Source organism: Mucilaginibacter sp. Mucisp86 (assembly GCF_047324315.1).
Lineage (GTDB): Bacteria > Bacteroidota > Bacteroidia > Sphingobacteriales > Sphingobacteriaceae > Mucilaginibacter.
On record NZ_CP168503.1, the window covers coordinates 2430668 to 2452686 of the forward strand.

Sequence of the window (22019 nt, forward strand, 5' to 3'; positions counted from 1 at the left end):
TGCGCTCGCAATGACATTTCTAACACTAATTCACCATCCGCCCCGCAATATCCACCGAGCGGGCAAAAGGATTAAAAAACTTGTTAGCCAGTACGGCAAACTCCCGGCGGGTTACGGGGCGTTTCAGATCAAAAGGAGATGCAAACTTATATTGCTCTTTCCAGGCTTTCTGCATAGCGATTTCCAGCGTGTGCGGATCGGTTAAAGTAGTTTCACTGATAAATGACAACAGGTTACCAACAGTAAACACCGGGCCTGGTTTTTCTTTATTGAACCATAAAAAACCGCGGGTATAAGTTTCTTCCAGGGTTGGCCTTATTTCGGCAGTGGTCACTAATGAATCAGGTTGGAATAGCAACCGGGCAGTATTGCCCTCTATTTTTTGAACTCCTTTTAATAAGCCTGAAGCGCCTATTTGCTGGATCGCTCTGAAAAATGGATCAGATTGTTTAACATCAGCAAAGGGCATTATCCAGGCTTTAAAATCGAGCAGCTCACCCTGTATTATCCGCACATTTAAGTTTTGCGTAGTGGTTTTAAAAAATGCGCAGAATGCTGCTGTAGCACCGGCACCCTGACCAATAGACATTTGTACCGACGGGTACATGGTGCTGGCATTTACCAAATGCGTTACCGACATGGTTTTTTCCGTTACCAGTAAATTATCCAGGTCTTTCAATACTATAGCCCCTAACGGTACGCCATACGCCGGGAAAGGGGGGTAATTAACTTTGGGAGCATCTGCATCGGTGTAGTGCTGCCCCGGCGAGGCATCGCCAATGGCAATTGCCGTGCGGTAAAGTTTCGATTCGCGGTTGTACGGTTTGTACACATCATCCAGCATCATCCTTACCAATCCCTTTGTCGCACGACCGCCTTCTCGCACGTAGGGGATATAAGGTAAATGATCGGGCGTGGTAAAATCTTCGTCTAACCCCAGGTTTTTATAACCCAGTTCGGTTTGTAAATAGTATATCAAACCTAAAGTATGCAAACGGGCCTTAGCATAAAAAGCTTCCCGGTTTTCGGGCTTTAAATTATCTGCGGTAACGGGGAACTGGTTCCCGCATTCGGCCCATTTAATCATGTATTTATCGTTGGGCAGCCTGCCATCATCAAGCATCTTTTTGATGTTCTTCCCTTTAAGGCAGGCGTACGCTGCGGCATCATACCTCTCGGGTTTGGGAATAGTTTTATCGGCCGAAGTGCCAAAGTCTTTCAAAATGGCAATCCAGGTAAGATCCTGTAGTTGTGGCGATTCATTATCAGGCGCCAGAGCCTCGGCAGTTTGTTTTTTACTCTCAAAGCCATAAATGTAGGTTTCGCCTGCTTTGGCAGCTACATCGCCGGTTTCGGTGGCGTCAATTACAACTTTTGCTTTTACGGTCGTGGTTTTTCCGTCGATGGAGATACTTACATCCCAGCCGGTACCGTCTTTTTTAATGCCCAAAAATGGGGTGTTTAATTTTACGGTGAGGTTTTTTACCGTGTCTGTTATTTTTTTGAGGATAGCTGCACCAGTATAGGGTTCAAATCGTAATGCTGCGTTGTAGGCAGTATCGTAACCGGGTGTTTTACTGTAAAAATCCCGTACCCTGCGCCTGAATTCGCCCCAGATGCCTGTTGGTAAATTGCTGTTGCCGTCAATAACGCACATCCCGCCCGATGTCATGCTACCGCCCAGCCATGGCCCCTGCTCAACCAGCATGGTTTTTAATTTGCTTCGCGCGCCTTGTATGGCGGCCGCTGTTCCGCTTGCGCCTCCGCCTATCACTAATATGTCGGTTTTAATGGTTTGTGCGAAGGAGAGCGTACAGTTAAAAACAAAAAGTACGGCCAGTAACTTTTTTATCATCAGTTAAATTAACAATCTACAGAACGCTAAAATAGGTCAAAAGCTTGTGGTAGTATAAAATAATACCTAATTTAAATTTTTTTAACAGTTATGATGACAGATGAACAAATGAAATACCCTATCGGGAAGTTTGCGCCCCCGGCTTCGTACACTGCCGAAGATATGCGCGGCTGGATAGAAGATATCGCCACCCTGCCGGGGAAGCTACGCCATGCAATTGCCGGCCTTAACTACCAGGAGCTTGATACCCCTTACCGTACCGGCGGCTGGACTCTGCGCCAGGTGATCCACCATTTGGCCGATAGCCATATGAACTCCATCACCCGCTTTAAGCTTGCCCTTACCGAAAACAATCCAACCATAAAGCCATATGAAGAGGCTGATTGGGCGTTGCTGCCCGATTACCGCTTGCCGGTTGAGCCGTCATTAAAAATGCTGGAAGGCATCCATCAACATTTTGTTGCCCTGTTTGAAAGTTTCACCGAAAACGAATGGGCGCGCACGTTTGTACACCCGGCTTCGGGCGAAACGATATCGCTGAAAAAAGGCCTCGCTACGTATGCCTGGCACAGCAATCATCATTTGGCGCATGTAACTGAAACAGTAAAAAGGATGGTGAAGGTTTAATTTGAGGTGAAAGGATAAAGGTTTGTCCTCGGATATTGAATTGTATACAGCTTCATCGCGCGTTTATGTTCCCTCAGGGTCTCTCGCAGAGGACCCTGAGGTTCATCGCGCGTTTTAAATATCTGTCAAGCAAATTTGAACAGCGAATCTGCATGGCGTATACATCAGGGTCCTCTGCGAGAGACCCTGATGGGACATTGATGACATATTCTTTAAATAACCGAGAATCCATGCCCAACCTCCTTTTCATTTGCAGTAAAAACCAGTGGCGCAGCCCGACAGCCGAGGCTTTATTCAGGAACCATCCTTTGCACAAAGCTTCATCGGCGGGTACCAGTGATAAAGCACGGATAAGGGTAAATCAAAAAATGATCGACCGGGCTGATGTAATCTTCGTGATGGAGCAGAAGCATAAGGAACTACTGAGGCAGCGTTTCAGCATAGATGGCAAACAACTGATTGTGCTTGATATTGAAGACATCTACCAATTCAATGATCCCGAACTGGTAGCTATTTTAAAGAATGAGTTGAGTAAATATCTCTAAGTAAACACGCCTTTACGACTCAAACGTAAGCAGGGAATGTTGCCCGGCAGTATGAAGATCCCGCCAAACCTGGTTGATCTCGGTATCAGGATTTGCAGCTGATAATCCGCAATAAGTATAAAGCTTATCCACGCTGTCTCTTGACACTTTGGCCAATTTACGGCTCATAATACTAACTTCATTCAGACCATTATCGCCGGCCGACTCAAAGTTATCCCATGAATAATCTAAAGCCTTGTAAAAAGCGGTGCGGATTTCATTTACCAGTATAGTTTGTTCGACCAATAGTTGTTGGATATATTTTTTTTGAGGCTCGGTTAACCGGGGATTTTTCATCCTTTCATCAAACGCCGGTCCGCAAAGGTCAAGGAAATGAACAGCTAAGCCCGAAAGGTTGGCCGCCAGTGTTGCTTCGGCTAATTGCAGAAACGGATAACGATATAAAGGTTCATTAACAACCGTATATTGGGGATCTATCTTAAAGCAACGGTTTTTATCAACGTATAAGTCTTTTACCTCATAGGCATCGCTGCCGGTAGCCATCATGCCTACGTATTTCCAGGCCGGAAAAACGCGCACATCTTTTTTATCGAAAACGAAAGGTAAAACCAGCGGCTCGCCACCATCATTTACAACCGTTTCATCACCGTTTTTGATGATGCAATTTGCGGTGATGTGGGTTGCATGATGCGCCCCGCTGGCATATTTCCAGGTACCGTTAATAATGTAGCCATCACCGTTGATGGTAGCCGAACCTGTTGATGTACCGCTGCCTGCCAGGCACAATCGCGGATTGGCCATGATCTCTGTTGCCAAACCGGCATCCAGAAAACCACCAAACCAGCCTGCGCCACTGCACAAGGTTACCACCCAACCCAGACTACCATTGGCCCAGGCCAGGCTTTCCTCCAGCCGAACCATTTGCGGTAAGGCCAACTGTAAGCCAGAATATGCCTGCGGTACTAAAAATTTAAACCAGCCCTGCTCATAAATAAGCGCCAACTGATCGGGTTGTAACTTACCCGCCTGCTCAGCTGCCGGGGCTGCTTTACGGATGATATCAACCCATTCGGGTTTTAAGTTTTGTGATGGATGCATTGTAAATTCCTGTTTTAAGTAGATAGCCTAACCGCTAATCTCCAACCACTAATCTCTCTGCCTCCACTTGTTTCTTCCACTCAAAATATCCCCATATCGCTACAATAAACAGAAAAATGGTGAGCATGGCAAACATGGGCAGCTTTTTGTAAAACAGCAACGGCACGGCAAAAAAGTTGGAAATGTTCAGAAAAATCCAGTTCTCCATTTTACGGCGGGCCAGCAGCCACATGCCTGCCCAGGCAGTTGATGATACCAACGCATCCCAGCCGGGCACGTTAGATGGCGTGAAATATTTAGCAGGCAGGTTTTTGATCATGAAATAAAATACCACCCACCCAACAATGCTAATCGCCAAACTTATAATCCATTCGTTTTTGGTGGAGTAGGTGATCTTTACCGGAGGCTCATTACGTTTTTTTATCCAATAGATCCAGCCATAAACGCTCATGACAATATAGTACCCGTTCAATACCGATTCGGCATACAGGTGAACATCCATCAGCAGGTATATGGATATGGCCGTACCCAGGATCCCTGCCGGGTATAGCCATATATTATTTATACGGGCGAGCAGCACTTCGGTAACACCCAGCGCAACAGCAAGCCATTGCGGCCAGGTGGTTTCCTTTATTTGTTCAATGAATAGCTCTATCCAATGATTCATATCTGCTCAATTAAAATCCTAAGCTTAACGAAGCCATAAAGTTTCGCGGAGCCTGCGGGAAGTAATAGTTATAGTTAATTACATGGCCGCCTTCTATATCCGGATAGGTAGCGCCGTTGTTTTCGTACTTCTCGCTAAAGATATTATTAACCTGCAGGCCAACAGTTATGTTTTTAACCGAGCGTACGCTGAAGCTGTACCTCAACCTTACATCGTTCACAAAAAAGCTGTTTAGCTGGCGGTTAGCAGCATAAGGATTTGCAGCGTTATCAGGAGCAATGCCAAAACCTTCAGGATTACGGTTCATGGTATTATCCAGGTACTGTTTGCCAACATATTTGCTGATAAACGCTATTTCGCCTCCTTTTATCGGGCTGTAACTGATCACGCTTGAACCTGTAAGTGACGGTGAATAAGCGATATCTGTTTTCGCAAATGTTTCCTCGACAAGGGCTCCATTATCGTAGTTTGAGAAAAACTGCTGATAGTTTTTGATCTTGTTGGTGCTTAGGGTTGCGGTAACGCCCCAGTTTAATTGCGGGGTGATTTTCACTTTTCCGCTAAACTCCAGGCCAGCGCGGTAACTGTCTTTTACATTGGTACGCACGGGGCTGCCTACGTCATTCAGCGAACCGGTTAATACCAGTTGGTTTTTATACAACATATAAAAGCCATTTAACTCTCCGCTGAAAACAGAAGAGCCAAAACGATAGCCGGCTTCAAAATCTTTCAGGTTTTCAGCTTTCGGTCGGTTTTGCGGAGGCGACTGAACGTAGTCGTCACGATTGGGTTCATGGTTGCCTACCGCGAAGGATGCGTATACATTGCTATGTTCGTTAAACTGATAAGTAACACCCGCTTTGGGGTTAAAGAAATTTAACTGCGCAGTTTGCTGGGCATTGTTGAGGTTTTTATCTATACCATAAAATGAGTAGTTGATATGACGGTATTGCATATCAGCATACAGCAAAAATTTGTCGACATGCCATTCGGCCCGGCCAAAAATATTGAAATCCCTCTTTTTGGCATCGTCACGATAGTATTGATAATTAGGGCCAACGCCTATACTTTCCTCGGCAGAGATGATATTACCATAATGCGCGCCTTTATATTCATTGTATGCGCCGCCCAAATTAAAATTAAGTTTGGTAGTAGGCTGATATTTTAAGGCATAAGTAACACCATAAAAGTCGTTATTAAGCCATTGGCGGCGTACCAGGTTAGTGGTTTTAATGGTATCGGTGCCATAAATAACCGGCGTTAAACCATAATTGCTTACTGCGTCATCTTTCTTATACTCCTCGTAATAGCCTTCGCCATGAGTATAGTGCAAGGCACCGCTGAATGATAACTTGTCTGAAAACTTTTTGTCATACAGTAACTGGTAATGGTTTTGCAGGTAATCATCAACCTCGTCTTTATAAAACGCGTTGTTGCCCATGTAGCCCAGCTCATTATACGTGCGGTTATCGGGGCGGGTATCATCACCTATCACATAATCAGCCACGCCGTTCCAGGCCTGGTAAGTGCGCTCGTGGCCCGAGAACACATTAAGCCTTAATGTGCTGTTATCGCCATAATAAGCGCCGCTCACAAAAAATGATTTTAAACGGGCAGATGCACGGGCGATATATCCGTCGGATCGGATACGTGACAGGCGGCCATCAATGCTAAACCTGCCGCCAAGCAAACCGGTACCTACACTTACTGTATTTTTTAATGAACCGTATGAACCTGCCGAATTATCAAGCTGGGCATAGGCTGTATCACGGCGGGTGGCCGTTTGCACGTTAATACTACCACCAAAAGCACCTGCGCCATTGGTTGAAGTACCCACACCACGTTGAATTTGCAGGTTATTGATAGAAGAAGCAAAATCGGGCAGATCAACAAAGAATGCCCCCTGGCTTTCAGCATCATTTAATGGGATGCCGTTAACCGTTACGTTAATACGCGACGCGTCTGAACCCCTGATCCGAATACCCGTATAGCCAATACCTGTACCCGCATCAGAACTAACCACAACTGATGGCGTTTGATTAAGCAGGTAAGGCAGATCCTGCCCAAAATTGTTTTTCTCCAGATCTTTTTTGCTGAGATTGGTAAACGCGGTTGGCGCGTTTTTACCTGCACGGGTTGCAATTACGGTTACTTCATCGGTAGTAAAAGTTCCAGCCCCCAAAGAAAAATTGAGAACTGCGTTTATACTGAGTACCGTATTTTTTACCAGCGGCTGATAGCCGATATAGCTGGCCTTAAGGGTATAATTGCTTTTTTTAAGATCATTAAAGCTATACTTACCGGCAGCATCGGTAACCGTGCTTAGCTTCGGGTTTAAAATAGTAACAGTTGCGCCGGGCAGTGCTTCGCCGGATTGGTTGGTCACTTTCCCCGAAATGGAAAGCTGGGCTGATGCCATAACAGGCAGCAGCAGGGCCATTGCGGCCACAAATAAATTTTTCAAAATGTGTAAAACAAAAACTTGAGTTAAACCATCTGCATGCCAGGGAGAAGCAGCAGTACACTTAACTTATTTACCTTTATCCCTACGCCGGCATTATCCGGATCAGGTGTGGCCGCCCCCCGCCCCCTGAAGGGGGAGTAAATAGTTTCTAAAGTTTTGCTTCAGATTTATTACTCCCCCTTTAGGGGGCTGGGGGGTGACCTGGGTATGATCTCAGCCCGTCTTTCAGTTTGGTAAAACAACCTGCAGTTTGTTTTGCAACCAAAGCAAGGCACCCCTTGAGAATTGTATTGGAGCAAAGATAGGATTCTAAGTCCGAAAGTCAATAGTCAGCAAGTCCGAAAGTGTTTTTGGGCGGTGTAAGGAGGCCAAAAGCGAGTAAATCTGTATACATGGCGGGCAAAATGCGGCAACTTTCGGACTTTTCCGACTTTCGGACTTTCGGACTTACAACTAAAACCCTACTTTAGCAAACTTTTATAAAACATTGCTATGCTTAGAACTCATACCTGCGGCGAATTAAATATCAGCCATTTAGGCCAAACCGTTACATTATGCGGTTGGGTACAAAAATCGCGCGATTTGGGCGGTACTACTTTTATCGACGTGCGCGACCGTTATGGTTTAACCCAATTGATATTTAACACAGATACAGATGCTACGCTGCGCGAAAAAAGCCGTGAACTTGGTCGCGAGTTTGTGATCAAAGTTACCGGTAATGTAATTGAACGTGCCAGCAAAAACACAAAGATCCCTACCGGCGAAATTGAAATCGTTGTTACTGATATCGAAGTGCTTAACGCTGCCAAACTGCCCCCGTTCCTGATTGAGGACGAAACAGACGGCGGTGAGGAATTACGTGCTAAATACCGTTACCTTGATCTTCGCCGTAACCCTATCCGCAATAACCTGGTACTTCGCCACAAAATGGCGCAGGAAGTACGTAAATATTTAGATAAACTTGATTTTATCGAGGTTGAAACCCCGGTGCTGATCAAATCGACCCCGGAAGGTGCACGCGACTTTGTGGTGCCAAGCCGTATGAACGCGGGCGAATTCTACGCCCTGCCGCAATCGCCTCAAACTTTTAAACAATTGCTGATGGTGAGCGGTTTCGACCGTTATTTCCAGATCGTAAAATGTTTCAGGGATGAGGATCTGCGTGCCGACCGTCAGCCTGAGTTTACCCAAATTGACTGCGAGCTTTCATTTGTGAGCCAGGAAGACATCCTGAATATATTTGAAGGCCTTACCCACCACCTATTCAAAACTGTAAAAGGTATTGACCTGGGCGAGGTTCCACGCATGCTGTATTCGGATGCAATGCGCTTATACGGATCGGATAAACCGGATGTTCGTTTCGGGATGGAGTTTGTTGAGCTGAACGACATTGTTAAAGGCAAAGGCTTCAGCATCTTCGATAATGCCGAACTGGTTGTTGGTATCAATGCCAAAGGCTGTGCAAGCTATACCCGCAAACAGGTTGATGAACTGACCGAATGGTTAAAACGCCCTCAAATTGGTGTAACCGGTATGATCTATTGCCGCTACAACGAAGACGGCACCCTGAAATCATCGGTTGATAAATTTTACAACGAGGACGAGCTAACCAATTGGGCAGCCGCATTTGGCGCTGAAAAAGGCGACTTAATGCTGATCCTGGCTGGTGGTGCCGATAAGGTACGCAAACAACTGAACGAATTACGTTTGGAAATGGGTAGCCGTTTAGGCCTGCGCGATAAAAATACTTTTGCACCACTGTGGGTGGTTGACTTCCCACTATTGGAGTGGGACGAAGAAAGCGGCCGTTACCATGCCATGCACCATCCGTTCACTTCTCCAAAACCAGAGGATATCGCCCTGTTAGATACCGAACCGGGAGCGGTACGTGCCAATGCTTACGATTTGGTGATCAATGGTACTGAAATAGGCGGTGGTTCTATCAGGATCCATGATCGTAGCCTGCAATCACTGATGTTCAAGCATCTTGGTTTCTCGCCGGAAGAAGCACAAAAACAATTCGGCTTCCTGATGGATGCTTTTGAATATGGAGCACCTCCGCACGGCGGTATCGCTTTTGGTTTCGATCGTTTGGCGTCGATATTCGCAGGATTAGATTCTATCCGCGATGTGATCGCATTCCCTAAAAACAACTCGGGCCGCGATGTGATGATCGATTCACCATCAACCATTGCCGAGGCGCAAATGACCGAGCTGAAAATCAAAACAACGGTTTAATTAACCCAGGCATATACTGAGCCCCCTTTACCGCAAAGGGGGCTTTTATTTGGATATCCATCATGAAAAAATACCTTTTATTGCTAAGCGCGGTTATCATTACGCTGATGATGTCATGCGATAACACTGCGAAATTAAATCAGGCTAAACAGGCGCGTACGGACGATTCTTTGATCCGTATTTATCTGAAAGCCAATCCACAGATCAAGGCTCAAAAAGATCCTTCAGGAATTTATTACCAGATCTTGTCTGAAGGTAAGGGTGCTCATCCGAAAGATAACTCACTGGTTACTGTAAATTATACCGCGGCATTATTGAATGATATGGTGGTTGACAAAGGCAATGGTTATTCGAGCCCGCTTGACCACCTGATTAAAGGCTGGCAAATAGGTATCCCGCTGGTGAAAGAGGGAGGTTCTATATTACTTATTGTGCCTTCACGCCTGGCCTATGGCGCTAATAGTCCTGGCCGTATCCCCGAAAACTCGGTACTGGTATTCTCCGTCGATTTAACAGAATTTAACTAATTCTGCTAAAATAAGTTCAATTATTGTAGCGTTCTGTAGCTTTTGCCCGTCAAAATAATTAAACAGAACTGTTAATTAAATGAAGAAATTTCTATTATTCGTATTCGCCCCATTGGTGATCTTCGCCTCATGCTCAAAAGACAAATTCGACGCCGCAAAACAGGCAGCCTCAGACGACGCCGCCATTAAAGCTTACATTGGTACAGATACCGCCTATCACGCCACAAGTGATAATTCAGGTGTTTATTACAAAATAGTAACCCAGGGAACCGGTGCCAGGCCAGCCGCAACTTCAACAGTTAAAGTAACATACACCGGCAAACTATTGAATGGAACCACATTTGATTCTGGTACTATTAACCAAAGCCTGCAGGGGCTTATTCCTGGTTGGCAATCTGGCCTGCCATATGTTAAAACAGGCGGCCGCATTATTTTGGTAATTCCCTCGCGAGAAGGGTACGGCAATACTGCAGCTGGCTCAATTCCTAAAAATTCGGTTTTGGTATTTACGATTGATCTGCTTAGTTTTAGTTGATTTACCAATCACTAAAACCCAAAATGAGAAAAACCCTGTTGCTGCTATTGTTTGCGCCGCTATTGATCCTGTCTGCATGTTTTAAAGATAAATCGGCCGATCCGCAGCAAAATGTCCTGAACGAGGATGGCAACATCAAAATTTATCTTGCAGCACACCCCGAAATCAGCGCTACAAAAGATACTTCAGGGCTTTATTACCAGGTTATCGCGCCAGGAACTGGTACTCATGCCGGCCCCAATGCAACAGTAACCATCGACTATTCGGGACAGTTGCTGAGCGGTGTAAGTATAAACGGACAAACCGATTACAGCAATAAGCTCAATGTTTTGTTAACCGGATGGCAGATAGGGATACCAATGATTGCCGCAGGCGGAGAAATCCTGCTTATTGCACCTTCCCGACTTGCATATGGTGTTTATGGCACCAGCCAGATCCCGCCTAACTCGATAGTGATTTTTGATATCAAACTTAAAAAAATAGAGCAGTAACAAAATAAACATAAAGGCTGTCCATAAAGATGGCCTTTATTATTTAAGACAATCGCAAAAACAACCTTTTGCCTTTAACCTTTATCCTTTCGCCTCTATCAACTATCTTTGCATTGTGAGCGAGAAAACCATTTTAAAACTGCAGTTGCCTACCGATCCGCTTTGGGTTAAAAACGTGGTAGAGAGCAATATCGAAGAGATTTTGACCGACCATGCTTTTTGCGAACAAAAGGCCGCCAGTAATGCTATAACTTTGATTGTTCAAAACCCCAACCTGAGCGAGCTGGTGCAGGAGATGGCCCTACTGGTACAGGAAGAAATGGACCATTTTAAACGCGTACATGATATTATACTGGAGCGTGGTTATATTCTTGGCCGTGAGCGCAAGGATAATTATGTGAACGAACTCCGGAAATTTATCATCATTGGCGGTGGCCGCGAAGCCCAGCTGATTGACAGGCTACTGTTTTCGGCCATGATAGAGGCCCGGAGTTGTGAGCGCTTCAAGGTACTGTCTGAAAATATCAATGACGACCAGCTGGCTACTTTTTACCACGAACTGATGATCAGTGAAGCCACTCATTATTCCATGTTCATTCGCCTGGCAAAAAAATATGCCGAGGAAATTGATGTTGAGGCCCGCTGGAAACAGTTCCTGGAATATGAGGCCCAGGTAATTCAAAATTACGGTAAGGGTGAAACTATCCATGGGTAAGTTTTGAACCGCAAGTACTATGCCTTAAGTCTGTAGTTCTAAGTCAGAAGTTGTTAGCTTTTTTAACTTTCTGTCTTTAACGTCCCATCAGGGTCCTCTGCGAGTTTAAGTTTACCCACAAAATTGCTTGTCGCTTAACGGTAAGCCGTCGTGTTTTGCCCCTCCGGGGCAAAGGATATGTTAATTTTTAAGCTACAAACTGTCTCGTCCTAAAAAAAGTTTACAGGTTTTAAGATAATCCTGTTATGTATTTACAGGTTTGATAATGTCCTGAGATACGTTTACAATGTTACTATTTTTATGATAATAGTTCTTCCATAATTTTTCAGTTGGCAGACCGAGGCTATGTACACTCTCAGGTGTTAGTAGTCCAATGCTAAAGTGAGGCCGGTGTTGATTGTAAAGATTGATAGCCCGATCAAGTAGTTCCTTCGCCTGATCCTTATTATCAGCAACCTCATGTTTAAGATATTCTTCTTTTAATATGCCGTTCATCCGTTCGGCAACTGCGTTCTCAAGAGGATCGCCATTCTCGGTCATACTGATTTGAATAGCATTGTCCTGTAATAACTTTACATAACTATCACTGCAATATTGAACACCGCGATCTGAATGATGTATCAGCGAATAAGGTAAGCCTGCAGGTTTTCCTTTAATTGCCATTTCCAACGCTTTTATTGTTTCCACCGTCTCCAGGGAGTCTGCCAAATGATAGCCAACAACTTTATGAGAATAGGCATCCGTTATTAAACTGATATACAAATGCTCATCGCTTGCTTTCCAATAGGTGATATCACTCACCCATAATTGATTAGGCCTTACCACCTTTAGCCCCCGGATGATATTCGGCCATCTATTGAATCTGTGCCTTGACCAGGTGGTTACATGCCGCTTGCGTCGCTTTTTTACCAGTAACCCATTGGCAGCTAATAGATCGAAAAAGGCATCTCGTCCAATTTTGATCTGATGATCAAGCAGAAATGGATGGATCTTTTCATAAAGCTTTCGTCCCCCCATCACCCGATGGTCTTTGCGAAGACTTATAACCTCCTGCAAAACAAGCGCCGATTCTATTCCCGAGGCTTCCTCCCGCCAAAAGTGCTGATAGTAGGCCTGACGGGTAATACCAAGTAACCGACATAAACGTACAAGGCCGACCCTTGTATACATGTCTCTCATCTCATGGATTACCTGGTATCCGACTTTTTTCGAATAGGAATATTCAATTCTTTTTCGGCGATCTCGATCATGCGCCGATAGGCTTCACTGCGAAGTTGTTCATCTTCCAGCAGGCGTTCGAGTTCCTTAATTCGCTGGTCTTGCGACAAGAAATCTGATGACTGATCTTTATTTACTTTTTTAACGGGCAAGGATGCTGGGGTTATTAAGGGCAAATATCTGGCTTTTTCAGGAATTTTTGTATAGCCTAATTGCCGCATCCAACGTGCAATGCTGCCACTGCTTTTAATATCATGTTTCTTTAACAAGGCTCTGTAACCGATTTCTCCTGATAAATATTCTTTGATAACTGAATGCTTAAATGAATCTGGGCAATGTCGATGTTCTTTAATAATGATCTTTTCCACTGTGTTTACTTTAATGTAAACCCATTTCCGGACAAGACAAACCTTTTGCACCTCTGGTGCACCTGTCCTACCAATAAAAATCCCCCAGAGGGGGAATAGGTTTGTAGAAATAACGTCCCTCCCCTTACCCGAACCCCAGAGGGGTTCAACTCGCGCTGATTAATCAATCGGCAATAATCATTTTGTGGGTTAACTTAAACTCTCAGAGGACCCTGAGGGGACATGACTTTCCAACTTTCGGACTTTTACTTAAAACTTTCTAACATAATGCGTTATTTTACATCATGTCGCGTTTCAAAGTATTTTCGGTTGTTATACACATTGCCGGCTGGCTGCTGTTCATGGCTTTCCCGCTGGTTTTTTTAAATAGCCGGTCACTATACAATACTTCTGTTACTTCTTTTCTGGAAAAGCCGGCCTACTGGATATTTTGCATCACTTATATCGCCCTTTTTTACAGTAACGCTTACCTGTTCATTCCGCAGTTCTTTTTAAAAAAGAAGTATTTGATCTACACTATTATCTGCCTTATTTTATTAGGATGCGTTTATATGCTCCGCCCCTTTGACATGTTGCTGCGGAGTACCGAGAACTGGCGAATGCGCAGCGGGATGATGATGCCAGGGCCTCCGCCTTTTGATGGTCCCCGCTTTGGCCACCATAGGTTTGATGCCCTTTCTCCGGATACACAGGGCGGCTTTGAACGGTCGCCATATTTCCGTCCCGATTCATTAGGGCAAAGAAACGGCTTCAGGCATTTACGCAGATTCAGGAAGCCATTTGACAGTACCAGCCTGTTCATTTTTTTGATGATCATGGCCCTGAGTACCGCTATCAAAACCGTTCAGCAGTGGCAGCTTACCGAACAACGTGCAGCCCGGGCCGAGGCCGATAAAACCAATGCCGAGCTCTCTTTCCTGAAAGCACAGATCAATCCGCACTTCCTGTTCAACACGTTAAATAATATTTATACGCTTGCTGCTATCAAAGATGATAATGCGGCAGATAGTATCATGAAGCTCTCGAACATTATGCGCTATGTTACCGACGATGTTGCCGAAGACTTTGTACCACTGCAAAGCGAAATTGATTGTATCAGCGATTATATTGAACTGCAACGCCTTCGCATAGGCAAAAATACCGCAGTTAATTTTGAGGTTAACGGGAATATCGGCATAAGAAAAATAGCTCCCCTGGTAATGATGACCTTTATCGAAAATGTTTTTAAATATGGCGTGAGCAAACATGAACCATCGGCTATAGATATCAGGATCAATATCCATGAGCTTGATATTTCCTTTTATTGCAAAAACCGGATCTTTGGTTTACAGAAAAGCGATTACCAGCGCACAGGCATCGGCATAAAAAACACCAGGCAACGGCTGGAGCATTTATATCCCGGCAAACATTTGTTAAGCATAAGCAGTCTCAATAATGAATATATTGTTCAACTTACTTTACAAGCTTAAATTATGGTGCTTAAATGTATAGCTATTGATGATGAACCGCTTGCCCTAAGGCTCATAAGTGATTATGTATCGCGTTTCCCTGCGTTGCAAATGGTTAATACGTTTGAAGATGCCATTACCGGAGCCGAGTTTTTAAAAAACACTCCAATAGACCTACTTTTTGTTGATATCAACATGCCCGATATCACGGGGATAGATCTTGTGCGCTCGCTCCAGGTAAAACCCATGGTGATATTCACAACCGCTTATAAAAACTTTGCGTTTGAGGGCTTTGAACTGGAAGCGTTGGATTATATCTTAAAACCGATAGATCTTAAGCGCTTTACCAAAGCTGTTGAAAAAGCTATTGATTACCATAAATACAGGAACAAACCCGCTACCGAAGAGACTGACGAAAGCCTGTACGTGTACTCCGAATATCGTATGGTTAAGATAGACTTGAGCTCTATTGAGTATATTGAAAGTATGGAGGATTATATCAAGATCCATATCACCAACGATAAAACAATCCTCACACTAATGCCGATGAAAAAGGTATTGGAAAAACTGCCTTCAACAAAGTTTCAGCGCATCCACCGCAGCTATATTGTACCTGTTAACAAGATCAGGTCTATTCAAAACCGTAAAGTACAGCTTACCGACGTAGAATTGCCGGTAAGTGAAACTTATAACGATTTTGCCCGCAACTGGGCCAAATTAAAATAGAAAGTCCCCCGGTGGTTTGCTGTTGTCGAAAACTCACTGCTTCCATTACATTCACCTATACAAAACTATTATTCATCGACACATTATTGATACAAACCTTGTGTCCCTGCATATTTATGTCATAAACCAATTATAACCCCATAAATGGTTTATATAATACCCCTTTTCATAATAGTTGCGATAGTAGCGTCTGTATGTTAGTAGTACATGCAGGCGCTTTTTTAAAACAGTATTCCGTTGGAAGCAAAAAAGTTACTCCCCCTAATCAGCTTTTTTCTCATTGTATTAGCCCGTAAAACAAATGCGCAAAGTTTGGGTGACCCGGTAGTCAGCATTACTTTCGGCTCGGGAACATCTACACATTCCGGGGCATTGCCAGCCGATTCGGGTTCGACGAGTTATACCTACAGCAGCAACGATTTTCCGAGCGATGGTTCCTATACCATTGAAAATACAACCGCAGGCGCAGGCAATGTTTGGTGGTCGGCTACAGATCATACCGGCAATACCGGCGGCTATATGATGGTGGTAAATGCCAGCGTATCCAAAACCGATTATTTTTATAAACGTACTATTACGGGTTTATGTTCCAATACAACCTACCAGTTTTCGGCCTGGGTAGTGAATTTGTTGAGGAGCAATGATATAAGCCCGCCCAATATCACTTTCGCTATCGAAAAAACGGATGGCACAACCATTCAAAGTTTTAATACCGGTACTATTGCCCGCACCAGCGGTACTTATAAATGGGTACAGGAATCATTTAATTTTACATTACCTGCAGGCGTTGGCGATGTGGTAATCAAGATGATCAACAACAGCGCCGGCGGTGCCCCTGCGAATGACCTTGCAATTGATGATATTGTTTTCAGGCCTTACGGCCCGGTTATAGCGGCAAGCTTCAGCAGTTCAAGCTCGACATTAACAGCCTCGGCTTGTTCGGATGTTCCGCAAACATATACACTTAATACCACTATCCCCAGTGGCTACACGGTTTTGTGGCAATACAAAAACGGCAACGGTGCCTGGACAGATCTCGCCGGAGCAGGCAGCACCAGTTCAAGTTACCAGATTACCTCACCAACGGTGGCTGGCACTTATTATTACCGGGCCGTAACAGCACAGGCAGGTAACATCAATTCGGCACTCTGCCGGTCGGCTTCAAATGTACTTACACTTACGGTTGGTACACCGCCTTCATCAACGGCAACTGCCAATACGCCTGTTTGCGCCGGCACAACTTTAACGCTAAGTGCATCAACCGGGGTAAGCTATCAATGGACAGGCCCAAACGGATTTACATCGGCCATTCAAAACCCAACAATCAGCAATGTAACCGCAGCAGCGGCAGGTACATATTCCGTTAGGATTAAATCGTCCTCTAACTGCGAGGTGGTAGTACCATTGCAGGTTGTGGTAAATGCCCTGCCTGTTGCGGCAGTTGACGCCGTTGAACCCATTTGTGAGGGCAATTCGGCAACATTAAATGCCAGCGGAGGCTCAACCTATTCATGGTCGCCTACAACGGGCCTCTCAGATGCTAATATTGCCAATCCCGTTGCCAGTCCAACAGACACTACGCTTTATACGGTTACAGTAAGCAACGGCACCTGTACCTCAACAGCTAATGTACAAGTGAATGTGCTTAAAAAGCCTGTTGCTAACGCAGGTCCCGACAAGCATATTACCCAGGGCCAGTCAACTACGCTTAATGGCAGCACTAAAGGCACAAACGTAAGTTACTACTGGACCCCGACCGATTATCTGAGCAGCAGCCTTGAACTTAAACCAACCGCTTCACCAATGGAAGATATCACCTATACCCTGCATGTGGTATCAAACTCGGGTTGCGGCGATGAAGCTACTGATGAGGTGTTTGTGCGTGTTTATAAAAAAGTAGTTATCCCCAACACTTTTACGCCCAATGGTGATGGTGTTAACGATACCTGGGCCATTGAAGCGCTTGATACCTACCCAACTTCAATCACCCAGGTATTTAACCGCTATGGCGCGCTGGTATTTAAAAGCACCGGCTACCCCCAGGCCTGGGACGGCAAATATGGCGGCCGGGTTATTCCATCGGGTACGTATTACTATGTGATAGATTTAAAAAATGGGAACGTGATGAGCGGCTGGGTGATGGTGGCGAGGTGAGTTTTGGGGTTCATGGTTACTGGATCATAGTTCATAGCAAAACAGCGAAGAAAATAAGGGAGCCACAATTGCCATGAACCATCATCTATGAACCACTAACTACCCCCACCACATTCAGCAGATAATTATCCATCATATCAATATCCACCACATCATTCAAAAAGCCGATGTGCATATCCGGGCGGATGATGAGCGCTTTCTTTTGATTTTCTTTAATTTCGAAAACATCAAAAATGTGCTGGTTTTTGGCCGATGGGGGCAAGTAAAAGAAGTTAAGATTGGCCCCATAGTTTTGAGTGATCCATTTGGCTACGGTGAACAGGTCAAGCTCCTTGAGTTTGCCTAAGCAGATGAGCGTGAAGCCCGGTTTGCTGCACCATTCGTGCAGGTCAGTTTCCTGTTGCCGCTTTTCATCAAAAACTTTGAGATAGGGCAGCCTGTCGCCCGCTTTGATTAAGGTGGCGTGGCTCAGGTTAAGGTTTATCGGGCTATGGCGATAAGCTATACCGGTTTGTGATACCCGTTTAAAAAAAGCTTCGCGCAAATTGGGCTTGCTCCACACCCATTTTAAAGCAATGGGCAGCAAATACTTCTTCAGTAAATTAATGAACCAGTTGCGCGAAAGTATCATTTTAAAGATCCGGTCGGTAGTATTGAGCAGGTCTTTGGCTACAGGCATCCGTTCCTGGGCGTAACTGTCCAACACCGATGCTTTAAGCTGATCATTAACCACACCTGCCAGTTTCCAGGCCAGGTTATAGGCGTCCTGCAATCCGGTGTTCATGCCCTGCCCGCCAACCGGCGAGTGGATATGCGCGGCATCGCCAACTAAAAAACAGCGCTGCTCCCTGAATTTATCGGCCATGCGATGGTGCAGGCGATAGGTGGTGAACCAGTTGGTGTGTTCAACAATGATCTGTTGTTTGGTAACGTCCCGCAAGTGCGGCAATACCTCTTCAATCTGCAGTTCGTCTTTTTTATCAAATTCATCGGGCAGGTTACCTACAACGCGGTAGCTCCGCTCATCGGGCATAGGAAAAAAACCCGCAAAACCTTTTTTTGAAAGGAACAGGTTAACCTTGTCTCCGAAATCGGCATCTATTTTAATATCTGCCAAATAAAACTGGTGCTGGTAAGTATCGCCATTAAAAGGAATATTCAGTTGCTTACGCACAGTGCTATGTGCGCCATCTGCTCCAATCAGCCAATTGCAGGTGATGATTTGTTTATCATCGCCGCTTTGCAGCTGAAGGGTTACTTTACTGCTATCCTGGCTTAGTGACAGCAGCGAAGTATTCCAGTATACAGGGCAGCAATTCAGCGTAATAAAATCAAGCAATAACCGCTCGTTTTTACTTTGCGGGTACATCTGGATAAAGGGGAAAGCCGTTTGCGTTTCGCCAACATTTGCCAGCGAAAGGCTGGCTACTTCGATGCCCTCCTGGTTAAATTGTACACCACCACCGCGTTTGCCATCGTTGAGCACTTTATCGATGACTCCCATTTGCCTATAGATTTCCATAGACCGGGCCTGCACCGCCAATGCCTTTGAGTGTGAGGTTGGCCCCTGCTTGCTATCAATAATTACCGGCTGCACGCCATATCGTAAAAGCTGGGCAGCCATCATCAAACCTGATGGACCGGCACCTACTATTACAACGGGGCTATGCTGCTGGCTTATGGTCATTTATTACCGTGATAGAGTAAGAATATGGCAGGACGTTTATGCAGAGCAGGTACTTTCTTTTGCCATTCGGCTATGGTCTTGGTCTGTACAAGTTCCGTAGCGGAGGTAAGGTCGCAAGCAATACAAAGCTTGGTTTTAGGGTTTCCTGTTTTCAGGATCTCCTCCAGCATTGGGTTATTGCGGAAGGGGGTTTCGATAAACATTTGGGTTTGATCAAGCTTTACGGCAGTATTTTCCAGTTCCTTGATCTTTTTAGCGCGAAGTGCTTTATCGATAGGCAGGTAGCCATGAAACGCAAAACTTTGACCGCTAAAGCCAGATGCCATCAGCGCCAGCAAAATAGAACTTGGACCAACCAGGGGCACCACCTTAATACCCATGCGATGAGCCTTATCAACAATTTCGGCACCGGGATCGGCAACGCCGGGACAGCCGGCTTCGCTCATCAAACCAACATCATTACCGGCCTGCAGGCCCTTAAAAAAATCGGCCTTGCCCATATCGCGGTTATGCTTACCGTAATCGTGGATCACCAGTTCGCTTTGCGGAGTTTTTAAACCGGCTTCTTTTAAAAAGCGGCGGGCGGTTTTTTCATTTTCCACAATGTACTCTTTGATACTGTTGATAGTATCAACCAGGTAGGGTGTAAATGATTTTGCGGCCGCGTCATCGGCCAGCGGTACGGGAATTAAATAAAGGGTTCCATAGGGCATATTGCAAAGTTGGTGTTTTTTGTTTAATTTAAGCTATCAAAAGGAGGCTGAAAAATGAGGCAATTAGGTGTAAACTGGTTTATTGAAGGCCATATTGACTTTGAATACAAAAAATATATCCTGTTAAGCTACCTGCAGGAAATTAACAGCCACTTTGACAACAGCCGGTTATACCCCAACCTGGCCGACCTTATTTTTCACTATAACAACCTCATCGATTTTAAAAAGAATAAAACGCTGCTACAACGGGCTTTCCCGCAACGCTTAACCCAGGCTGATATCGAAGCAGTAAAACTTACCTATCAAAAGATCATTACAGATGATCAAAGGATGCTGGAGATAGAGCAGATCATTACCTATGCCCTCGGCAAAATGGACCCGGCTATAAAAACCGGCAGGGACATTTATGACTTTGTTGAAAGCCATGTTAATATTGATCCGGTTGGCATTATCCCTTTAATGCCTTATCATGGCTATTTTTCTTTACGAAACGGAAAAGAAAGTACCAACCGGATCTATGAATACCAGATCACTATTTTTGAGGATAAGAACGATAAATATCGCGGCATTAATGTAGCTTTTGTTGATACTTATGAGCAAAGTATCAGTAATACACCCGAAAGCATAAAGCTGAACCTTATTAACCGTAATAAGTTTTTACCCAACCCTGCAGTTTACTATGTACATAGTGATATCACCTTCCCGCTGGAGCAAACGCTGCTGCCCGTAGCTAAAAGGAGTTTGGTTAAATTTATCTCAAATGCGGCATAGTTACGCATGTTGTTTCTATTTAGTGCTTACGCCGATTCTTTGTACAATACCATTCCTGCGTGATAGTATACACCATCTCTGAAATCGCCTTCGGCTGTAAAGCCGGTATCGTCAAGATATTCAACGTGATTGCCTAATACACTGTAATAGCCTGTGTAGGCATTTTGTTTATCGCCGCGGGCTTCGGTATAACGGCCGTTGGGCAAAAATTCGTGACGGATCAACCCATCGCGGGTAACCCATACACCTATATAATAGTGTGCGTTTATTGTTGTATTGCTGTTGAAAGTGTTAAATCTTTCCATGCTTCTAATTCGTTTTGAACGAAGGCAAGCTTTTTCTCAACCAGGCCGTAAGCATCTTCGCCTAAAAATAAATTTAGCGGCGGGTTGGCTTCGTTAGTTATGCTGATCATAGCCGCGGCTGCCTTTTCTGGGTCGCCGACTTGTTGCTTGTCCATGTCGTTTTGGTGAAAATTTACTGTATCGCGAACGTTTTGATAGTCGGCTATCTGGTTTTGAGGTACCGCCAATGAGCCGGCCGACAGGAAATTAGTCCTGAAATAACCCGGTTGTACGATGGTAACCTTTATGCCAAACGGCGCAACTTCGGCCGATAGGGTTTCGGAGAAGCCGTTAACAGCAAACTTGGTAGCGCAATAAATGCCGCCACCTGCAAATGCACCGGTAAAGCCGCCTATCGATGATATATTTAAAATATGCCCCGATTTCTGGGCGCGCAAATAAGGTAACGCTTTTCGGATCACATTCAACGATCCGAATACGTTGATCTCAAAGTTATCACGGGCCTCACGGTCGGTCAGTTCTTCGATGCCGCCTAATAAGCCATAACCGGCATTATTAACAACAACATCAATTTTTCCGAAGGCTTTCACTGCAAGCTCTACGGCTTCCTGTACGCTGTCTTCGTTGGTTAAGTTAACGGCAAGCGGCAAAAACTGCCCGTTATGCGCATCAACCGCTTTATTCAGATCGCTTAAATTGCGCGATGTAGCGGCTACCTTGTAGCCCTCGCTTAATAGTTTTTTTACCAGGGCAAGTCCCAGGCCTTTTGAGGCGCCTGTTACAAACCACACTTTGTTGTTTTCCATAGTTTTATTTTGATAGATTTTGATTTTATTGATTTGTTACTGCTTTACCGGTAATATTTGA

The 22019-nt window shown here is 44.9% G+C and carries 21 protein-coding genes; 11 read left to right on the forward strand and 10 right to left on the reverse strand.

Annotation, left to right across the window (positions count from 1 at the left end):
* Window positions 1-25: 25 nt before the first annotated feature.
* Entirely contained in the window at window positions 26-1855 is a 1830-nt protein-coding gene (locus ACEN9X_RS10200) for an FAD-dependent oxidoreductase (protein WP_413670271.1), read from the reverse strand.
* Between the two features lie 90 nt (window positions 1856-1945).
* Here ACEN9X_RS10200 and ACEN9X_RS10205 point away from each other — a divergent pair, with 90 nt between their 5' ends.
* Both ACEN9X_RS10205 and ACEN9X_RS10210 read left to right on the forward strand, forming a co-directional pair.
* A complete protein-coding gene (locus tag ACEN9X_RS10205) occupies window positions 1946-2482 on the forward strand; it encodes a YfiT family bacillithiol transferase (protein ID WP_413670272.1) in 537 nt (178 codons plus the stop codon).
* Window positions 2483-2712: 230 nt separating this feature from the next.
* Complete coding sequence (locus ACEN9X_RS10210; RefSeq protein WP_413670273.1) at window positions 2713-3027, forward strand: low molecular weight protein tyrosine phosphatase family protein; 315 nt, start codon at window positions 2713-2715, stop codon at window positions 3025-3027.
* A 12-nt stretch (window positions 3028-3039) separates the two neighbouring features.
* Here the strand turns inward: ACEN9X_RS10210 and ACEN9X_RS10215 are convergent, their stop codons facing one another.
* Genes ACEN9X_RS10215 through ACEN9X_RS10225 form a run of 3 tightly spaced genes read right to left on the reverse strand, consistent with a single transcriptional unit; the run spans window position 3040 to window position 7256 of the window.
* Entirely contained in the window at window positions 3040-4125 is a 1086-nt protein-coding gene (locus ACEN9X_RS10215) for an acyl-CoA dehydrogenase (protein WP_413670274.1), read from the reverse strand.
* 34 nt (window positions 4126-4159) lie between these two features.
* Window positions 4160-4792, reverse strand: coding sequence for a nicotinamide riboside transporter PnuC (gene pnuC, locus ACEN9X_RS10220; protein ID WP_413670275.1), 633 nt, complete (start codon window positions 4790-4792; stop codon window positions 4160-4162).
* Between the two features lie 10 nt (window positions 4793-4802).
* On the reverse strand, window positions 4803-7256 hold the full coding sequence (locus ACEN9X_RS10225) for a TonB-dependent receptor (RefSeq protein WP_413670276.1): 2454 nt from the start codon (window positions 7254-7256) through the stop codon (window positions 4803-4805).
* 492 nt (window positions 7257-7748) lie between these two features.
* Between ACEN9X_RS10225 and aspS the strand changes: the two genes are divergently transcribed.
* The 5 genes from aspS (at window position 7749) to ACEN9X_RS10250 (ending at window position 11762) form a co-directional block, all read left to right on the forward strand.
* Window positions 7749-9494 (forward strand): aspartate--tRNA ligase, encoded by a 1746-nt coding sequence (gene aspS, locus ACEN9X_RS10230; RefSeq protein ID WP_413670277.1) that lies wholly within the window; start codon window positions 7749-7751, stop codon window positions 9492-9494.
* Between the two features lie 62 nt (window positions 9495-9556).
* Window positions 9557-10021 (forward strand): FKBP-type peptidyl-prolyl cis-trans isomerase, encoded by a 465-nt coding sequence (locus tag ACEN9X_RS10235; protein ID WP_413670278.1) that lies wholly within the window; start codon window positions 9557-9559, stop codon window positions 10019-10021.
* Between the two features lie 79 nt (window positions 10022-10100).
* Complete coding sequence (locus tag ACEN9X_RS10240; protein WP_413670279.1) at window positions 10101-10556, forward strand: FKBP-type peptidyl-prolyl cis-trans isomerase; 456 nt, start codon at window positions 10101-10103, stop codon at window positions 10554-10556.
* A 23-nt stretch (window positions 10557-10579) separates the two neighbouring features.
* Window positions 10580-11047: an FKBP-type peptidyl-prolyl cis-trans isomerase gene (locus ACEN9X_RS10245; RefSeq protein WP_413670280.1), complete on the forward strand. Its 468-nt coding sequence runs from the start codon at window positions 10580-10582 to the stop codon at window positions 11045-11047.
* Window positions 11048-11162: 115 nt separating this feature from the next.
* Complete coding sequence (locus ACEN9X_RS10250; protein WP_208864663.1) at window positions 11163-11762, forward strand: tRNA-(ms[2]io[6]A)-hydroxylase; 600 nt, start codon at window positions 11163-11165, stop codon at window positions 11760-11762.
* A gap of 243 nt (window positions 11763-12005) precedes the next feature.
* Here ACEN9X_RS10250 and ACEN9X_RS10255 read toward each other — a convergent pair whose 3' ends face one another.
* Window positions 12006-12932 carry an IS3 family transposase gene (locus tag ACEN9X_RS10255; RefSeq protein WP_413670281.1) on the reverse strand — a complete coding sequence of 309 codons (927 nt, stop codon included), beginning with the start codon at window positions 12930-12932 and terminating at the stop codon, window positions 12006-12008.
* Window positions 12933-12949: 17 nt separating this feature from the next.
* Window positions 12950-13348 (reverse strand): hypothetical protein, encoded by a 399-nt coding sequence (locus ACEN9X_RS10260; protein ID WP_413670282.1) that lies wholly within the window; start codon window positions 13346-13348, stop codon window positions 12950-12952.
* A gap of 284 nt (window positions 13349-13632) precedes the next feature.
* Between ACEN9X_RS10260 and ACEN9X_RS10265 the strand changes: the two genes are divergently transcribed.
* The 3 genes from ACEN9X_RS10265 (at window position 13633) to ACEN9X_RS10275 (ending at window position 17676) form a co-directional block, all read left to right on the forward strand.
* Window positions 13633-14817, forward strand: a complete 1185-nt coding sequence (locus ACEN9X_RS10265; RefSeq protein ID WP_413670283.1) for a sensor histidine kinase — start codon at window positions 13633-13635, stop codon at window positions 14815-14817.
* Between the two features lie 3 nt (window positions 14818-14820).
* Window positions 14821-15522 (forward strand): LytR/AlgR family response regulator transcription factor, encoded by a 702-nt coding sequence (locus tag ACEN9X_RS10270; protein ID WP_413670284.1) that lies wholly within the window; start codon window positions 14821-14823, stop codon window positions 15520-15522.
* A gap of 237 nt (window positions 15523-15759) precedes the next feature.
* Entirely contained in the window at window positions 15760-17676 is a 1917-nt protein-coding gene (locus ACEN9X_RS10275; RefSeq protein ID WP_413670285.1) for a gliding motility-associated C-terminal domain-containing protein, read from the forward strand.
* Between the two features lie 85 nt (window positions 17677-17761).
* Here ACEN9X_RS10275 and ACEN9X_RS10280 read toward each other — a convergent pair whose 3' ends face one another.
* Window positions 17762-19363 carry an FAD-dependent monooxygenase gene (locus ACEN9X_RS10280; RefSeq protein WP_413670286.1) on the reverse strand — a complete coding sequence of 534 codons (1602 nt, stop codon included), beginning with the start codon at window positions 19361-19363 and terminating at the stop codon, window positions 17762-17764.
* Window positions 19360-20076 (reverse strand): SAM-dependent methyltransferase, encoded by a 717-nt coding sequence (locus ACEN9X_RS10285; RefSeq protein ID WP_413670287.1) that lies wholly within the window; start codon window positions 20074-20076, stop codon window positions 19360-19362. The genes ACEN9X_RS10280 and ACEN9X_RS10285 overlap by 4 nt, the downstream gene beginning before the upstream one ends.
* 54 nt (window positions 20077-20130) lie before the next feature.
* On the opposite strand from ACEN9X_RS10285, the gene ACEN9X_RS10290 reads away from it, so the two are divergent.
* Window positions 20131-20847 carry a hypothetical protein gene (locus ACEN9X_RS10290; protein ID WP_413670288.1) on the forward strand — a complete coding sequence of 239 codons (717 nt, stop codon included), beginning with the start codon at window positions 20131-20133 and terminating at the stop codon, window positions 20845-20847.
* 26 nt (window positions 20848-20873) lie between these two features.
* Here ACEN9X_RS10290 and ACEN9X_RS10295 read toward each other — a convergent pair whose 3' ends face one another.
* Window positions 20874-21152: an Atu4866 domain-containing protein gene (locus tag ACEN9X_RS10295; RefSeq protein WP_091209855.1), complete on the reverse strand. Its 279-nt coding sequence runs from the start codon at window positions 21150-21152 to the stop codon at window positions 20874-20876.
* Window positions 21113-21958 (reverse strand): oxidoreductase, encoded by an 846-nt coding sequence (locus ACEN9X_RS10300; RefSeq protein WP_413670289.1) that lies wholly within the window; start codon window positions 21956-21958, stop codon window positions 21113-21115. The genes ACEN9X_RS10295 and ACEN9X_RS10300 overlap by 40 nt, the downstream gene beginning before the upstream one ends.
* Window positions 21959-22019 lie beyond the last annotated feature (61 nt).

What these genes read in the sequence shown, in the direction of transcription:
- ACEN9X_RS10235 (WP_413670278.1), top strand. Translation starts at nt 9,557, where the DNA reads ATGAAAAAATACCTTTTATTGCTAAGCGCGGTTATCATTACGCTGATG.
- aspS (WP_413670277.1), top strand. Translation starts at nt 7,749, where the DNA reads ATGCTTAGAACTCATACCTGCGGCGAATTAAATATCAGCCATTTAGGC.
- ACEN9X_RS10280 (WP_413670286.1), bottom strand. Translation starts at nt 19,363, where the DNA reads ATGACCATAAGCCAGCAGCATAGCCCCGTTGTAATAGTAGGTGCCGGT.
- pnuC (WP_413670275.1), bottom strand. Translation starts at nt 4,792, where the DNA reads ATGAATCATTGGATAGAGCTATTCATTGAACAAATAAAGGAAACCACC.
- ACEN9X_RS10215 (WP_413670274.1), bottom strand. Translation starts at nt 4,125, where the DNA reads ATGCATCCATCACAAAACTTAAAACCCGAATGGGTTGATATCATCCGT.
- ACEN9X_RS10205 (WP_413670272.1), top strand. Translation starts at nt 1,946, where the DNA reads ATGATGACAGATGAACAAATGAAATACCCTATCGGGAAGTTTGCGCCC.
- ACEN9X_RS10245 (WP_413670280.1), top strand. Translation starts at nt 10,580, where the DNA reads ATGAGAAAAACCCTGTTGCTGCTATTGTTTGCGCCGCTATTGATCCTG.
- ACEN9X_RS10200 (WP_413670271.1), bottom strand. Translation starts at nt 1,855, where the DNA reads ATGATAAAAAAGTTACTGGCCGTACTTTTTGTTTTTAACTGTACGCTC.
- ACEN9X_RS10295 (WP_091209855.1), bottom strand. Translation starts at nt 21,152, where the DNA reads ATGGAAAGATTTAACACTTTCAACAGCAATACAACAATAAACGCACAC.
- ACEN9X_RS10210 (WP_413670273.1), top strand. Translation starts at nt 2,713, where the DNA reads ATGCCCAACCTCCTTTTCATTTGCAGTAAAAACCAGTGGCGCAGCCCG.
- ACEN9X_RS10290 (WP_413670288.1), top strand. Translation starts at nt 20,131, where the DNA reads ATGAGGCAATTAGGTGTAAACTGGTTTATTGAAGGCCATATTGACTTT.
- ACEN9X_RS10255 (WP_413670281.1), bottom strand. Translation starts at nt 12,932, where the DNA reads ATGTATACAAGGGTCGGCCTTGTACGTTTATGTCGGTTACTTGGTATT.
- ACEN9X_RS10270 (WP_413670284.1), top strand. Translation starts at nt 14,821, where the DNA reads ATGGTGCTTAAATGTATAGCTATTGATGATGAACCGCTTGCCCTAAGG.
- ACEN9X_RS10240 (WP_413670279.1), top strand. Translation starts at nt 10,101, where the DNA reads ATGAAGAAATTTCTATTATTCGTATTCGCCCCATTGGTGATCTTCGCC.
- ACEN9X_RS10265 (WP_413670283.1), top strand. Translation starts at nt 13,633, where the DNA reads ATGTCGCGTTTCAAAGTATTTTCGGTTGTTATACACATTGCCGGCTGG.
- ACEN9X_RS10285 (WP_413670287.1), bottom strand. Translation starts at nt 20,076, where the DNA reads ATGCCCTATGGAACCCTTTATTTAATTCCCGTACCGCTGGCCGATGAC.
- ACEN9X_RS10300 (WP_413670289.1), bottom strand. Translation starts at nt 21,958, where the DNA reads ATGGAAAACAACAAAGTGTGGTTTGTAACAGGCGCCTCAAAAGGCCTG.